Annotated in this window: 16 protein-coding genes; 14 read left to right on the forward strand and 2 right to left on the reverse strand. The window is 43.6% G+C overall.

Features of this window, described 5'->3' with window-relative positions:
• Positions 1–2 precede the first annotated feature (2 nt).
• The 3 genes from J2T19_RS09890 (at position 3) to J2T19_RS09900 (ending at position 1,250) form a co-directional block, all read left to right on the forward strand.
• Positions 3–470 carry a GNAT family N-acetyltransferase gene (locus tag J2T19_RS09890; RefSeq protein ID WP_307215175.1) on the forward strand — a complete coding sequence of 156 codons (468 nt, stop codon included), beginning with the start codon at positions 3–5 and terminating at the stop codon, positions 468–470.
• 103 nt (positions 471–573) lie between these two features.
• On the forward strand, positions 574–924 hold the full coding sequence (locus tag J2T19_RS09895) for a hypothetical protein (RefSeq protein ID WP_307215177.1): 351 nt from the start codon (positions 574–576) through the stop codon (positions 922–924).
• A 95-nt stretch (positions 925–1,019) separates the two neighbouring features.
• Complete coding sequence (locus tag J2T19_RS09900; RefSeq protein ID WP_307215179.1) at positions 1,020–1,250, forward strand: hypothetical protein; 231 nt, start codon at positions 1,020–1,022, stop codon at positions 1,248–1,250.
• A 128-nt stretch (positions 1,251–1,378) separates the two neighbouring features.
• On the opposite strand, the gene J2T19_RS09905 is transcribed toward J2T19_RS09900, so the two are convergent.
• Entirely contained in the window at positions 1,379–2,077 is a 699-nt protein-coding gene (locus tag J2T19_RS09905) for an NAD(P)-dependent oxidoreductase (protein WP_307215181.1), read from the reverse strand.
• A gap of 226 nt (positions 2,078–2,303) precedes the next feature.
• Between J2T19_RS09905 and J2T19_RS09910 the strand changes: the two genes are divergently transcribed.
• The 5 genes from J2T19_RS09910 (at position 2,304) to J2T19_RS09930 (ending at position 5,649) form a co-directional block, all read left to right on the forward strand.
• Complete coding sequence (locus J2T19_RS09910) at positions 2,304–2,816, forward strand: TetR/AcrR family transcriptional regulator (protein WP_307215183.1); 513 nt, start codon at positions 2,304–2,306, stop codon at positions 2,814–2,816.
• 227 nt (positions 2,817–3,043) lie between these two features.
• Positions 3,044–3,649, forward strand: a complete 606-nt coding sequence (locus tag J2T19_RS09915) for a HEAT repeat domain-containing protein (protein ID WP_307215185.1) — start codon at positions 3,044–3,046, stop codon at positions 3,647–3,649.
• 402 nt (positions 3,650–4,051) lie between these two features.
• Complete coding sequence (locus J2T19_RS09920) at positions 4,052–4,546, forward strand: DUF6756 family protein (RefSeq protein WP_307215187.1); 495 nt, start codon at positions 4,052–4,054, stop codon at positions 4,544–4,546.
• A 90-nt stretch (positions 4,547–4,636) separates the two neighbouring features.
• Positions 4,637–5,185, forward strand: a complete 549-nt coding sequence (locus tag J2T19_RS09925; protein ID WP_307215188.1) for an SMI1/KNR4 family protein — start codon at positions 4,637–4,639, stop codon at positions 5,183–5,185.
• 41 nt (positions 5,186–5,226) lie between these two features.
• Positions 5,227–5,649, forward strand: coding sequence for a hypothetical protein (locus J2T19_RS09930; protein ID WP_307215190.1), 423 nt, complete (start codon positions 5,227–5,229; stop codon positions 5,647–5,649).
• A 230-nt stretch (positions 5,650–5,879) separates the two neighbouring features.
• Here the strand turns inward: J2T19_RS09930 and J2T19_RS09935 are convergent, their stop codons facing one another.
• Positions 5,880–6,152 carry a hypothetical protein gene (locus J2T19_RS09935; protein ID WP_307215192.1) on the reverse strand — a complete coding sequence of 91 codons (273 nt, stop codon included), beginning with the start codon at positions 6,150–6,152 and terminating at the stop codon, positions 5,880–5,882.
• 516 nt (positions 6,153–6,668) lie between these two features.
• Between J2T19_RS09935 and J2T19_RS09940 the strand changes: the two genes are divergently transcribed.
• The 6 genes from J2T19_RS09940 to J2T19_RS09965 all read left to right on the forward strand — a co-directional run bounded on the left by J2T19_RS09940 (position 6,669) and on the right by J2T19_RS09965 (position 15,018).
• Entirely contained in the window at positions 6,669–8,081 is a 1,413-nt protein-coding gene (locus J2T19_RS09940; protein WP_307215194.1) for an ABC transporter substrate-binding protein, read from the forward strand.
• 150 nt (positions 8,082–8,231) lie between these two features.
• Positions 8,232–11,105, forward strand: a complete 2,874-nt coding sequence (locus J2T19_RS09945; RefSeq protein WP_370874852.1) for an extracellular solute-binding protein — start codon at positions 8,232–8,234, stop codon at positions 11,103–11,105.
• Positions 11,106–11,210: 105 nt separating this feature from the next.
• Complete coding sequence (locus J2T19_RS09950) at positions 11,211–12,083, forward strand: carbohydrate ABC transporter permease (RefSeq protein WP_307215343.1); 873 nt, start codon at positions 11,211–11,213, stop codon at positions 12,081–12,083.
• Positions 12,084–12,104: 21 nt separating this feature from the next.
• Complete coding sequence (locus J2T19_RS09955; RefSeq protein WP_307215198.1) at positions 12,105–12,950, forward strand: carbohydrate ABC transporter permease; 846 nt, start codon at positions 12,105–12,107, stop codon at positions 12,948–12,950.
• An 18-nt stretch (positions 12,951–12,968) separates the two neighbouring features.
• The gene (locus J2T19_RS09960) at positions 12,969–14,408 is read left to right on the forward strand and encodes a gluconolactonase (RefSeq protein ID WP_307215200.1); all 1,440 of its coding nucleotides are present in this window, start codon (positions 12,969–12,971) and stop codon (positions 14,406–14,408) included.
• Positions 14,395–15,018 carry a Yip1 family protein gene (locus tag J2T19_RS09965; RefSeq protein WP_307215202.1) on the forward strand — a complete coding sequence of 208 codons (624 nt, stop codon included), beginning with the start codon at positions 14,395–14,397 and terminating at the stop codon, positions 15,016–15,018. The genes J2T19_RS09960 and J2T19_RS09965 overlap by 14 nt, the downstream gene beginning before the upstream one ends.
• Positions 15,019–15,040 lie beyond the last annotated feature (22 nt).

The raw sequence follows: 15,040 nt of genomic DNA on the forward strand, positions 1-15,040 counted from the left end.
TTATGAAATATCAAATCATTGACTTGAGAGATTATCCTGACCTTTTAAAGGAATCTATTGAGTATGTTGCCGAAAGATGGGGATTAAATAGAAGAATATTTGAGGATTGTATAATTTCCAGCATGACAACGAAAAATCCATTACCTCGATGGTATTTTATGATGAAGCAAGATGAAATCATTGGTAGTTACTCATTAATGAATAATGATTTTGTAAGTCGACAAGATCTGTGGCCATACTTATCAAATTTATATATTGAACAAGAGCAGCGAGGAAAGGGTCTTGGGTCAGTCTTAATGACGCACGCGAGACAAGAAGCTTACAAACTCGGTTTCAGTAAATTGTATTTATGTACAGATCATATTGATTATTATGAGAAGTACGGCTGGGTACATTTATGCAATGGGTATCATACGTGGAACAGGGAGTCCCAAATTTATGTGATTGATACACATAAGGAGGAGAAATGAACAAGGTAAATCATTTTGAAACGAAGCTTTCGCCTCGTTAGAGAAGATACATAAAGTTATAGAAATCGGCAGATGAAGTAGAAGGTGAGAAAATTTGAATTTAATGCAACTTAAGATTCCAGCAGGTTATGCAGTAACGTATAACAAATTCTACGATGTAGACCCTGTTCTTAGTGCAGATAGTGATTACTTTATTGAGAATTGGGGATTCTTCACAGAAGATTTATTACAGATCGTTAAAATGAAAATCAAGAATGGGAAATGGGATATTCCTGAAAGAGAAGACACGATACTATTTGATCTAGGATGGTATCCAGATTCAGATATTAAAGGCCATTACCGTCTGGAACTTGTTGATGGGGAGTGGAATGAGATCAAAAGCATTTCTTCTAAAGATCGATTAGTAATTAAAGAGACACTTGAAGAATGGTTGGAAGAACAACTAAGAGTGTAACAGAAACAACCGCGATATGAAGACTATTTTAATAAATACGCTCAGAAGGCATACAGGGAGGTTACTTCAATAATAACTCCAGGAGGATTCTACTAATGAGGAAGAGATATTCTATTGAAAAAGCAGAGTGGTCAGAAACAAGAGAAAAGGAGTATGAGCAAGAATGTAGAGATATTGTGTTTAAGTTCAATGATACGCTTGTTCAGCGGGAAGGCGTCATTTACTTAAATAAAAAAGATGGTCAAACTGTAGTGATAGAGCCTTTGAATCAAAAAACATTCTGGTATGAAACATGGTTAACGATCAAAGACATCTACAGTACATAGTGATGGGAAGATTTAATAAACGCTTAAAAGCAGGATAAATTTGTTGAAGACCCTATGAGAGTAACATCAGGTAAGTAATGACTACCTATTAGATTGAAAGGTGTAGAGAGCCGATGCCGATGTCAACGTCACCGTCCAACATTAACAACTTGCCTGATCCACTCAGGCTCACTGGCTGCTGCCCGCACTAAACAGTCGGCGCAGTCTGCAAAGGGAAGTGCTCCGAGAGGATTTATGCGAGCTAATGGACCTGCTGTATATTTTAAAGTACCCTCCGCGTATTGAAGCACGGATGCCCGTACAATGACCCATTCTAGCTCACTTTGTATTAACGCATGCTCAGCAATTGATTTATCCTCAATGGCTTTCCAAAATATACGGCGCATCATGCGAACTGCCAAGCGATGGACGGGAGACAGCTCTCTTCCGTTGCTCAAATTAATGCCGCTCTGCATGATTAGGCGCTTCACACCCGCACGTTGACTGGCTGCTATCATATTGGGCATACCTTCGGACATGACAGTACCGGGTGAGAAGTTAGCCGCCATAACATTCATGCCAGCTCTTAGATTCAGAAATTTCTTGGCAGCAACCGGCGAAGCGTTACTGGGCGGGCCGATGCAACTGATGACGACTTCTGCACCAGCAATGGCTCTGACCAAACTGGACTCGTCAAATACATCTCCCTGTCTGATGGTGAGTCTCTTCAAGGGGGATATCATTTCTGGCCGACGAGCTATAGCTACAACTTCATGGCCAAGTTCAAGTGCACGCTCCATCACTTTCCTTCCGGTTCCTCCTGTAGCTCCAATAACTGCAATTTTCATAATAGTGAACTCCAATCCCATTCATGCATAAATGCACAATAGTGTATTAATAGTCTATTACGTATAATGATAGACAGAAATGAAAACGCTACAAGTCTTAAAATGAGTGATTTTGTGCATTAGTTCACAGTTCCTCTGAACATGTGTAGTATTTATTTAGGAAGCTGGTGGTTCTGAAGTGGTAAAGGTAGATCGCAGAATACGCAAATCCCAAGAGGCCATAAAAATGGCTGTTATTCATTTGATGATGGAAAAAGAATTTGATCAAATTACGATTCAAGATATCTCTGATAGAGCGGATCTTAGTCGAAGAACCATCTATCTTCACTACATGGACAAATTCGATCTTCTGGATCAGCTTATTAAAGAACATATTGATGACTTAAGAAGGATCTGCAATTCTACAGACGATGACGCGAATTATAAGGATATGGGATTGGTGTGGTTCCAGTATTTCGAGAATCATTCGATGTTCTTTTCTGCATTACTAGCGAGTAAAGGTAGCCCTTTTTTCCGCGATCAGTTCCTTACGTTTTTCATCGAAGAACTGGAGAAAGGAAACGGTATGTTCGAAGGGGGTAACCCTGAATTAACGGAGGGAATGAATGTGGATATTCAGTTTCTGGGGTCAGCGATCGTTGGCGTCGTGGAGTGGTGGTTTAAACAAGGGGAGCCTCCTAATCCTTCCTTTATGGCGCAGCGAATAGGCGGATTACTTGAAAGAAATCTGGAGGTATAAATGTTGATGTAAAGAAGAATGTTAGATGAAATTCGAGTAGAATAATTTTAAGAGGGTGGCTTATACATGAAAACAAGTGAAATGCAGAAAAACCAATCTCACAAAGGAGAGGTAATATGTATATAGACCTTTTCAATAGACTCAGTATCACATTACCTATTATACTCATTGAGGAGTTAGAAACTCACCATGAAAAACAGAAGGATCAAAATTACTTGTTAAGATCAATGGAAATTGAAGAAGTGATTGAAATGGCCGATTTCATGTCTGAAATGGAGGTATATCAAGGCATTATTCCTTTATGGACAGATGATCATTCGAACTACATAGGTTTACAGGTTCAAGGTGCTTGCCAATACAGAATCAGTTACATCAATCATGAAGAAACTGATGTATCCCCAGGTTTTAGAAGTGTACAGTCATTTATATCGAAACTCGAACAACATCCTAGTTATGATTGGGATGAATTGAACAAAGACTATCCGTCAGATATAGAAATTAGTCATGCTGAGATGGATGAAGACCTACGTTGTATCGATGAGTTAAACAAGTTTATAAGTTCTAACCAACAAATAGATGACGATATTCGTTGTCAGTATATTTTTTCAATCATGGCGTTAACACCGAAAAGAAATCTGGATTCATTAATAAAATATTTGGATGATGAAGATATGTATGTTCAAGAGAGGGCGTGTGAGATTCTTGGTTTTCATAGATACATTCCAGCTAGAGATAAGTTAGTAGAGGTTTCTACAAACGGAATGCATAATGGGAAACTCGCAGCGAAAAGAGCGTTAGCAAGAATAAGAGAAGAGGCCCGAGGAGCATTTTAATGGAGCAAAAATATAAAGAAATAAGAGAATATAACGGACTAATACTAAATGATAAAGGAATTCATCGATGAAATTGTACTTATTTATTATTCAAAGTTTCTATGTGTTGACCTTAATGCCTTGGTTCATCATTTGGGGATTATCTTTCATGGCATTTGACAGTGGAGTTTCAATGTGGGGAGTAGCACTTGTAACGATCGTTACGTTGTATCCTTTGGCTGTTGTCGTTTGTTCGATTCTATCTTGGTTACTGAAGAAAAAGGTGAAGACTTTAGGCCTTATTCTAATCAGTTCGTTTCCACTTCTGTGGGTGATTTCATTTGCAGTTTTGATATTAGGAAATTGAATGAAGAAAAAAACTAGGAGTAGAGAGCTCCAATCAAAGAGACAAGGAGATTAGAAATGGAGTCTTTATTCGTTCGATTGGAGATTGAAGAACTTATTAAAAAGTGTTCAATCAACAGGCAAGAACTGTTTGAAGTCCGAAAAGATCAGTGGAAATCCATTTTAGATCATATCGAAAAGCACTTTCTAAAGAAGACTCATTACACGCAAGACCTGCATTGGGGATGGAACAGACTGAGAGAACCCCACTATGCATTGAGGTTTAACGAACAACCGTACCGATCTATCAAAGAGATTATTGCAGATGAATGGATCTGGTTTATAGCAGAAGATTACAACGATAAAATGTGGATTTATGAAGGGGATAAGAATATCATTTTCGATAAAATTATCCCTGAGCTTTATCATTTGGACGAATACTTTCTGGTATCGAAGAAGTATGAATGGCTTGTATGTGAAGATCATCATGAGATTGTACATTTTTCAGGTGAAGGCATTATTCATCAAGCGAAGAAGTTTGAATTAGAGAACGAGAGTAAGATATTTAAGTGAATGCTCAGTCAGAAAGGAAAGTTAAGGGCTTCATATTACATATTTTTCACGCTGTGACTCCTCAAGGCTTATTGAAAGGGTGGATGGAAGTTGATTCAAGGAGAATTAATTTATAAAACAATAGACTCTCTTAAGAAAAGATTGGAAAATAACAACCTGCTAGAATTACAGCTTCAGGAAGGTTATTTAACTCAAGCTACCTGTACGTTTAATGATCCGGCAGATGAAAGTGATTTAATGGAATTCCAAAGAACATTAGGGTATGAACTTCCGAATGATTATATTCACTTTTTGAAGATAAGCAATGGTTGCTCGTTATTTGACCATCCGCAATACGGAGGAGAGGCGTACTTATATAAGTGGCAGGATATCCAAGAAGCAACGTATGAGGATGCAAACGAGGGGTACCTGAAGATCGCCTATATCTATCAAGATAATATCGTAATTGATCTGAAAAAATACAGCGAAGGCTCAAATAATTATTTAATGGTTAAGGGGCACATAGACAATTTTGACGAGTCGAGACCCTTCAATATGAACTTCGAGTTGTGGTTTGACCGATTTATTATCAGTCAGGGAGATAAATTTTGGGACTGGTCCATATATACGGCAGAAAATTACTATAAATTAAAAAGATAAAGTACGCCGAGGCGATTTACTTTGTATGAGAGGAATTCAGAATGAATTATAAATTTATGTTGAAGGGTTACCCATTATATTATCTATTTATATTTTTGCCGATTGGTGTGTTGCCTGTTCTGAATATATTAGGTGATACCATCAGTGATGGTCTTCGAGTAATACTACTGATAACAACTGGGTTGGTTGTGATCGCTCTAGTTATTAAAAACTGGATAGATTCACAAAAGGAATATGCGGTAGTGCTATTGCCCGAGGGAATAACAGTAAATAAGACGAACTATTCAATTAAACAAATTAGTGAAATGCGAATAGGTACTAATCTTCTTCAAATTCATCTTTTCGATCAAAATAAAAAGCTATCTTTCTCGTTAAAGAATCAGGATAAAGATAGCGTAATCATGACACTCAAAAAGTATTGTGAAAGCTCGGGGATAGAAGTAAAGGATCATCGAAGAGGTTAGAGGTTGCTTAGATAAGCATAAGTAACCTGAATACCACCAACGACATTAGTCGTAGCAGGTGCAATAGTACATACTGCCGCTAGAATAAGAAGCTGCTGCGATGTAGGTAAAGTAGCAACTTAAAATCGTGCTGCATGACCAATTAGGTCATACAGCAGGAAGAAGCGCCACGACCATACGAGCGTGGCGCTTTTTGCTATGCATCACGATGATGAACTCGTGATGTTACTTCAATGATAAGCACTGCGTTGAATAACACGCGGTGCAACTCTGAGAGGTGCTACCTCTTTTGGACACAGTACCTTACCCATACGTAGCTTGCCAAAGTGCAAGCCGTAATCCAAGGAAATGCTGTGGAATGAAACAACGGAGACTAGGGCGTGTCTCAAAACTCGCTGAAGTGCATCTTTCACCGCCTTTTCGCCCCCTGCTGCGTCACTTTCCCTTGACGTGCCCCGGCACGCCTGCGGAAAACTTCCTGACTTGGAACGAAAATTCGGCAAAATCTGCTGCCTTCGGAGTTTTCAGACACGCCCTAAAATATTTTAAAAAATATCAGAATGTGTACTGACTTAAGGATTTTAATAATACTATAAATGAAATGGGTTTCATGAAATCCTTTTCAAGTATACTCAACAACTTGGCTAATGCTCTTTACAGCGAAGTGTGAATCTAGGTTTTCAAATCCCATTAAGGCGGCCTTGTAAGGATCCAAATTGTCCAGGGCAGTCATCAAAAAGCATGTTGTAAGCTTGATTCAATGTTATCAACTTTGAGGGGGAGTGTGTGTAGGATGAAGTTTGAGCACAAAGAAAAGATCACTTTACGAGGAATCGATATGGATGGCTGGGGTGGTGAAGGTACATAATCCAACACCGAGAAGTGTACTTTGTTTGATATTTGTAAGCGCTTAATCCACTGCATAATTCAGTCATTTCAAGAAAGGAGCGAACATCCTGAACGGCAATTGAGAAGCGTATTGGAACAGATTAAGATCATTTATTTGAGGGAGGCCGCCCATGTTGAAAAAAATGATGTCTAACCCAATGATGATGTTCGTTTTATTTGCCATGTTAATCATGCTTTTGTCTGCATGCAGTGGTACAAATAACAAACCAGCCGATCCAGTTGCTCAACCAGCTGAAGTCGAGACGAACACAACGCCAGTGCAGGAAGAGGAAGAGAACAAGGAAGAAGCTGTGCCGGTGCCAGATTTAGACGGTCGGGTTATTCGAATTTCTCACTGGTGGGATGCTACACCAAAAGGGGATTCAGAATCGGATGAGCTTGCCCGCGAGCGTATTCAAATGGTGGAAGAAAAGTATAACGTAAAGATCAAATATTTGAATACTGAATATTGGTCTACCTCTGAAAAGCTGTCTTCCTCTGTGCTCGCGAACGAGCCATTTGCTGAAATCGTCCGGGTTCCGGATGGATTTATCTGGGGGCTTATGCAGGGTGGTTTCCTGACACCGCTGGATGACTACCTTCAAGATACTCGTGTGGAACAGGATGTGGTTAATGCTATGCGCTTTGGAGGCGACAAGGTGTACGGACTCGAAAGCTGGTATACACCTAATGATAGTGGCATGTTCTATAACAAGCGTATATTCAAGGAGGCTGGTCTGAAAGACCCGCAGCAATTGATGGATGAAGATAACTGGAGCTGGGATACGATGCTGGATGCGGCCAAACAGCTCACGGTTGATCGTAACGGTGACGGTAAAATGGATCAATACGGACTGGCTGGAGCGCATTACGTACTTTCTGAGATGCTGGTCGCGAGCAACGGAGGCAAATTATATGATGAGCAAACAGGCACAGTGACGTTTAATTCACCCGAATCTATGGAAGCGCTTAATTTTCTGCATGGTCTGTACAATGAGCATAAAGTGGTGAAGGCCAATGGAGGTAACGACTGGGAAGATCCAGCCAAGTTCTTCGGAGAAGGCACCATTGCCATGTATCCGGGTGGACTCTGGGAGATCGAAGGTCGGATTCTAGATAAGATGAAGGATGAGTGGGGTTATGTATACATGCCGAAGGGGCCTCAAGCAGAGTCGTATTACGAACCATTCGGTCAGGCTACAGCTTACGTTGTTCCAAAGGGAGTGAAGGACGCAGATGTGATCGTGAAGATTTGGGAAGAGTTACAAGACTTCGATAACTGGCAAGATAACCGTAGGCTCTCGCTCGAAAATATTTTGCCAGACGAAGCATCCATTGCCAACGCGATGAATGATAATGGCCAGGTGCAGCGTCTGTTTGGTGGTCGCTTCGGTGGTCTGGGCATTAAGGATCAACTGGACAAAGTAACGGAGAAATTCATCAAAGGCGAGATTACACCTTCAACAGGTGTTGCCCAGGTTATCGGACCTGCACAGGCTGCGGTGAAAAAAGTGTTAAGCGGGGAACAGTCTAAGAAAGAATAGTTCGATCGATCAACGTTAACAAACAGGACGGCCTCATTGCTGATTTCATCCCAAAATCGATATGCGGGCCGTCTATCTAATTCACTACAGTCTGCTAAAGGGGGGCATCGGGTGAAGTTACCATTATCCCGAGTGACGCTTATCGTCGTTATGCTAATCCTCGTCATGGTGTACACGATATCCAGTTCCGGTGCAAGCGGCAATGCAAAGTCCGGGAATCGAACATCAGATCCGAGCCGTGTGATGCCAATCTCTGAATCTGCTTCTGAGGGTAGTTACGATTATTATTTGCAGAAATTCCAGGACGAGAAGCAGCCTTCTAGGGAAATTGTTATTCGCGGAGCTGACTACACAGCTGCGGAAGGAATGGAACCGAAGATGGTCACGGAGCTTGGTGGTGAGACTGGCAAGTTCATCAGAACAGAGGAGAGCGGTTCCGTGCAATGGGAAGTGGATGTTCCTGAATCGGGCATGTATCACATGACATTGCGTTATTACCCGATCCAGGGTAAAAGTTCCGCAATAGAACGTGAACTATGGATCGATGGCAAATTGCCTTTCAATAATGCACGTAATCTGAGTTTTCATCGTGTATGGGTCAACGAGAAATCCGAGATCGAACAAGATAACCGAGGCAACGACCTGCGCCCACGTCAGACGGAGGCACCGATGTGGCAAGAATCGCTTCTGAGAGACAAGGAGGGCTATTATGAGGAGCCTTACCAGTTTTATTTTTCTGCAGGCAAACATTCATTGACGCTTGTGTCCACCCGGGAGCCTATGGTTATTGATTCGATCAGGCTACACCAGTATGAACAACCGATATCCTACGCAGAAGTGAAGCAGGAGTATGAGAGACAGGGATATATGGAAACCAGTGGACACTTGATCAAAGTTCAAGGTGAGCATGCCAAGTACAAGTCATCACCAACGTTGTATCCAATCACTGATCGATCAAGCACATCCACGGAACCGTACGATGTATCCAAAATCAGAATGAACACCATCGGCGGAAACAACTGGCGTGTGCCAGGACAATGGATTGCATGGGAAATGGATGTGCCGGAGGATGGACTATACAAGATTGCAATCAAAGGTAGACAGGAACTGCTGAGGGGGATTTATTCCACCCGTTCGCTGCAGATCGACAATAAGGTTCCCTTCCGTGAAATGATGCAAATTCCGTTCTTCTATGACTCGAATTGGCAGATGAATGTGCTTGGTAGTGAGGACGAACCCTACTTATTTCATTTGACTCAAGGCAAACATGAATTGCAGCTTGAGGTCAGTCTGGGAGCAATTGCGCCTCTGATCCGTCAGGTGGAAGCCAGTGTGCTCGAAATCAATGCGATGTATCGCAAAATTCTGATGATCACAGGTAACGTACCTGACCCCTATCGGGATTATCAATTAGAGAAACAGATTCCGGATATGGTGAAGGTATTTCGCGAACAAAGTGACATCCTAAATGCCGTATCTGAAGAGTTAATTCGTTTAACGAGGGAAAAAAGTGATAAGACCGCGATACTGACGAAAACAGCCTATCAGCTGGCCGATCTGGCTGACAAGCCGGAAACCGTGCAGAAGCGGCTGGGTCAATTCAAAATCAATGTAGGAAGCGTCGGCTCTTGGCTGCTGGAGGTACGCGAACAGCCGCTGGAAGTTGATTATCTGCTGCTTGCTTCACCTGATGTGAAGCTGCCGAAAGCGAATGATTCGTCCTTCCGAAAAGTTGGACACGAAATTTCGTCTTTTTTCCATTCATTTTTCGAGGATTATGACACCATTGGCAGCACATCTGATGAAGACAAGTCTGTTACGGTATGGATTGGTACAGGCCGGGATCAGGCTCAGGTGTTGAAGGCCATGATTGACGATACGTTTACCCCGCTGACAGGCATTGGTGTGAACCTCAAGCTGGTGAATGCGGATGTTTTGCTGCGTGCTTCCCTGGCAGGAGAGGGGCCGGATGTAGCCATGCAGGTCGGAAATGATGTGCCGGTCAACTTCGGAATGCGGAACGCGGCAGAAGATCTGTCCAAGTATCCCGGCTATGACGAGTTAATTAGGCAATTCAGGGATAGTGCAATGGTTCCCTATAACTATGAGGATCAAGTATTTGCACTGCCGGAGCAACAAATTTTCAATATGTTATTTTACCGGAAAGATATTTTGGAACAGCTTGATCTGGAGCCGCCGCAGACATGGGAGGACGTCTACGCAATGATCCCGGTGCTGCAGAAGCATAATATGGAAATGGCTTTGCCGCTTGCCCAAACGACAGGTGTACCCGTATTGGAAGTGAACCGGGCATATGCCATGCTGCTGTACCAGATGGGCGGTTCGTTTTATTTGGACAATGGCTCCAGAAGCGGTATGGATACGGAAACGGGGCTGGAGGCGTTCAAGGAGTGGACGAATTTCTATACCAGCTACAAGCTACCCCTCACTTTCGATTTTCCAATGCGCTTTAGAACCGGGGAAATGCCTATAGGGATTATGGATTATACCTTTTATAACTATCTGTCCGTATCTGCGCCTGAGATCAAGGGGTTATGGGAGTTCATTCCGGTTCCCGGCCTCAAGCAACCAGACGGAAGTATCAAACGAGATGTCGCGAGTGGAGGCACGGCGACCGTTATGCTCAAGCAATCGAAGCATAAGGATGCGGCCTGGGAATTTATGAAATGGTGGGTCAGCAAGGATGCACAGGTTCGATTCGGACGCGAAATGGAAGGTCTGATGGGAGCGGCAGCGCGGTATCCAACAGCCAATATTGAAGCGTTGCAGGAGTTACCTTGGCCTGTCCGCGATTATCGAAGTCTGGAAGAACAATGGGAATGGGTTCAGGGGGTTCCGGAGGTTCCCGGAGGCTACTTTACGGGCCGGCATCTAGACAATGCACTGCGTGAGGTCGTCAATAACGGGACGAATTCCACCGATGCCTTATACGATTATGTGCAGGAAATTAACTACGAAATTCAGGAGAAACGAAAAGAGTTTAAATTGGACGGAATGCACTAGGGAGGGACTCTTTTGCAGAAGGCTAATATGGTGACCAAAACTGGTTCTCAGCCCAAACGTACGCCTGCCGGCTTACCCGGGAAGTGGGAACTCTTTGTGAGAGATATGAAGCGGGATAAGCATCTCTATATCCTTCTTTCACCCTACATGTTGTTATTCTTCTTGTTTACCGTGTTTCCAGTCATGATCTCCATCTTCTTCAGCTTCACCAATTTCAACATGCTGGAGTTTCCAGAGTGGGTTGGTTGGGAGAACTACTCCAAGTTGCTCTGGAATGATGATGTGTTTTTGATCGGTCTTAAAAATACGATTGTTTTCTCGGTAATCACCGGTCCAATTAGCTACATTGCCTGCTTTGTGTTCGCCTGGCTTATTAATGAGCTGAATCCTAAGGTGAGAGCCTTCATGACACTGATCTTTTTTGCACCGTCCATCTCAGGCAATGTGTTTTTTATTTGGCAAATTATTTTCTCTGGAGATTCCTATGGCATTATGAACGGATTTCTGATGAAAATAGGCATCACCTATGAGCCAATCCTGTGGCTGCAAGATCCCAAATACATGCTTGCAATCATTATGCTTGTACAGCTATGGCTCAGCCTTGGAACCAGTTTTCTTGCGTTCATTGCCGGTCTGCAAACCGTGGATCGCACCTTGTATGAAGCAGGAGCCATCGACGGGGTTCAAAATCGCTGGCAGGAGCTGTGGTATATTACGTTGCCTTCGATGCGTCCTCAGCTCATGTTCGGAGCTGTTATCCAGATTACCGCGTCCCTGGCCGTTGCCGAAGTGGCTACTGCGCTGGCAGGTTTCCCGAGCGTACAGTACGGAGCGCATACGATTGTTACTCACTTGATGGATTACGGAACAATCCGCTTCGAGATGGGCTATGCTTCTGCCATTGCAACGGTGTTATTCAGTCTGATGCTAGGTTCCAACCTGCTTGTTCAAAAGCTGTTAAAGAGAGTGGGGGAATAGCAGATGAAGATGGCCTTGCGTATGAAAAGGAAAATCAACAGATCCTGGCAGGTCGATATCTTGCTTTTCCTTTTGCTGGGCGGATTTGGTGCTTTTATGGTCATCCCGCTTATCTATGTGATCAATAATGCGTTTAAGCCCTTGGATGAACTTTTTATTTTCCCACCCACGCTGTTTGTACGGAATCCAACGTTTGAGAATTTTTCAGACCTATTTCAAGTGATGAAAAACTCATGGGTGCCCTTCTCAAGATATATTTTCAACACGGTGTTTATCACTGCGGCAGGCACGTTCGGACATATTATGCTAGCCTCTGCGGCGGCTTATCCACTGGCTAAATACAAGTTTCGTGGGCACAAAATCCTATTCACGATCATCGTATTATCTCTGATGTTCTCGCCGCATGTTACGGCTATTCCCAATTACATGATCATGTCTACGCTAGGCTGGCTCGATTCCTATCAGGCCATGATTATTCCTGCCTTCGCTTATCCGTTAGGTCTGTACCTGATGAAGCAGTTTATGGAGCAGATACCGGATGCGCTTCTGGAGGCGGCAAAAATGGATGGAGCCAGCGAATATCGGATTTTCTTTCAGGTAGTCATGCCACTTGTCAAACCTGCATGGTTAACGCTGCTCATTTTAATGATGCAGATGTTGTGGGGAACGGATGGCGGTAGCTTTATCTACAGTGAGCAGCTCAAAACGATGCATTACGCCATGGGACAGATTGTCCAGGGGGGAATAGCTCGTGCAGGTGTGGGCGCTGCGGTTGCTGTCATCATGATGACGGTGCCGATCGTGACGTTTATATTGTCTCAGAGCCAAGTCATTCAAACGATGGCCTCATCCGGGATGAAGGACTAAGTGAGGGGGGTGTTAGAGATGAAAGTAAGATCATGGCTAATCGTTCTGGCAGCTTCCCTGCTGATCTCCGGATTCGGACATAACGTGGCTCATGGGGCACCGTATGAGGGATATACCTACAATTACTGGGGTAATTCGGTCAAGTCTCCGATTGCTTTTCTCCCCTTCAGAGTGATCACGGGTACCGACGCCGGAACGGGAGCATGGCAGTCTCCAATGGATTTGTATGCTGCACATAATGGCTTGCTCTACGTCCTGGATTCTGGCAATGGACGAATTATTGTATTGAACGATAAATGGGAAACGATGCGAGTCATCCAACATTTTGAGCATGAAGGCAAACAGGACAGTTTTCTGAATCCGGAAGGGTTGTTCGTTACGGAGTCAGGTCAGATTTACGTTGCCGACACCGAGAACAGACGAGTCGTGGAGCTGAATCCGGACGGGACGTTTGTTCGTGCAATTGGGGCACCAGAGTCGGATGTCATTAGTGATACATTTGAGTATTTTCCTAGGAAAGTGATCGTAGACAAGGCTGGACGCATCTATGTTGTCGGTCGGGGTGTCTATGAAGGATTGATCGAGTTTGATAGTGACGGTCGGTTTACGGGGTTTATGGGCACGAATCGTGTGCAGTTTGATCCGGTTGATCTATTCTGGAAAAGCGTATCCACCAAGGAACAGCGGGAAAAGATGATTCGTTTTATTCCACTAGAGTTCAATAACGCAGATATTGATGAAGGCGGTTTCATCTATACAACGACGGCGGACAAAAACACAGCTTCGGCGGTAAAAAAATTGAATCCCTCCGGCATTGATGTACTTCGGGTCAACGGGGAATTCGCCCCGGTGGGGGACTTGAGTATTAATCGCTCCTCCTTCATTGATATTCAGGTATCCAGCAACGGGGTCTACCGTGCTCTCGATTCTACGAGAGGGCGTGTGTTCACGTACAACGAGGATGGCAACTTACTGTATGTGATTGGTCAGCTCGGTAATCAGAAAGGCACATTCAAAAATCCGGTAGCCATTGAAAGCTATGGCGATGCCATCTATGTGCTGGATCGTGATCTCGGCCAGATCACCGAATTTAAGCCGACGACATTTGGAGGTCTGGTAAACGAGGCCAATCGTTTGTACAGCTCAGGCAAGCATTCGGAAGCTGCAACGTTGTGGCAAGAGGTGCTGCGACTTGACGCCAACTATGAAATGGCCTATGTAGGCATCGGCAAATCCATGCTGAGAGAAGGGGAGTACAAGGAAGCGATGACCCACCTGAAGCTTGGCAATGATCGGGAATATTACTCCAGAGCTCTGGCGAAATATCGAAGGGAATACATGCGAGAATATTTCGGGATGTATATGACGGTGGCGATCGGAGTGCTTGTTAGCCTAATCCTCTGGCGCCGAATCGCTAGATCGAGGAATGAGAGGGGAGCCGGAGATGTCGCTAATTAAGGAAATCAAATACTCTCTACATGTCGCTGTGCGTCCATTCGACGGATACTGGGATCTCAAGTATGAAAATAAAGGCAGGCTGCGTGTGGCGTTACTGGTGCTGCTCGGTGTTACCGTAACGATGATTCTGAAACGTCAGTACGCCGGATATATCGTCAATGACAACGATCCACTCTCGTTGAACAGTATCAATGAATTCAAATATATCATTCTCCCCTTCCTGCTCTGGTGTATCTCCAATTGGTCACTGACCACGCTGATGGACGGAGAAGGCAAGTTCAGGGATATTCTGATCGCGACGGGATATGCCATGCTTCCGCTAATTCTGATTAACATTCCAAATATATTGCTGAGTAATGTGATTACACTGCGTGAATCTTCTTTCTATTATCTGTTTGACTCCATAGGGGTCATCTGGTTTGTCTGGCTGTTGTTTGTGGGAACCAAAACGGTACATCAGTATTCGGTGATCAAAACGATCAGCACGATGCTGCTTACCCTGGTTGTTATGGGGATCGTTATCTTTCTGGGTCTGCTTTTCTTTAGCTTGATTCAACAGATTATCAGTTTTGTGTACACCCTCTATCAAGAGATCACGCTGCGCAAATAGGAGAAGGAAGGAGGTGTCGGAG

The sequence above is a fragment of the Paenibacillus tundrae genome, assembly GCF_030812775.1.
Lineage (GTDB): Bacteria > Bacillota > Bacilli > Paenibacillales > Paenibacillaceae > Paenibacillus > Paenibacillus tundrae_A.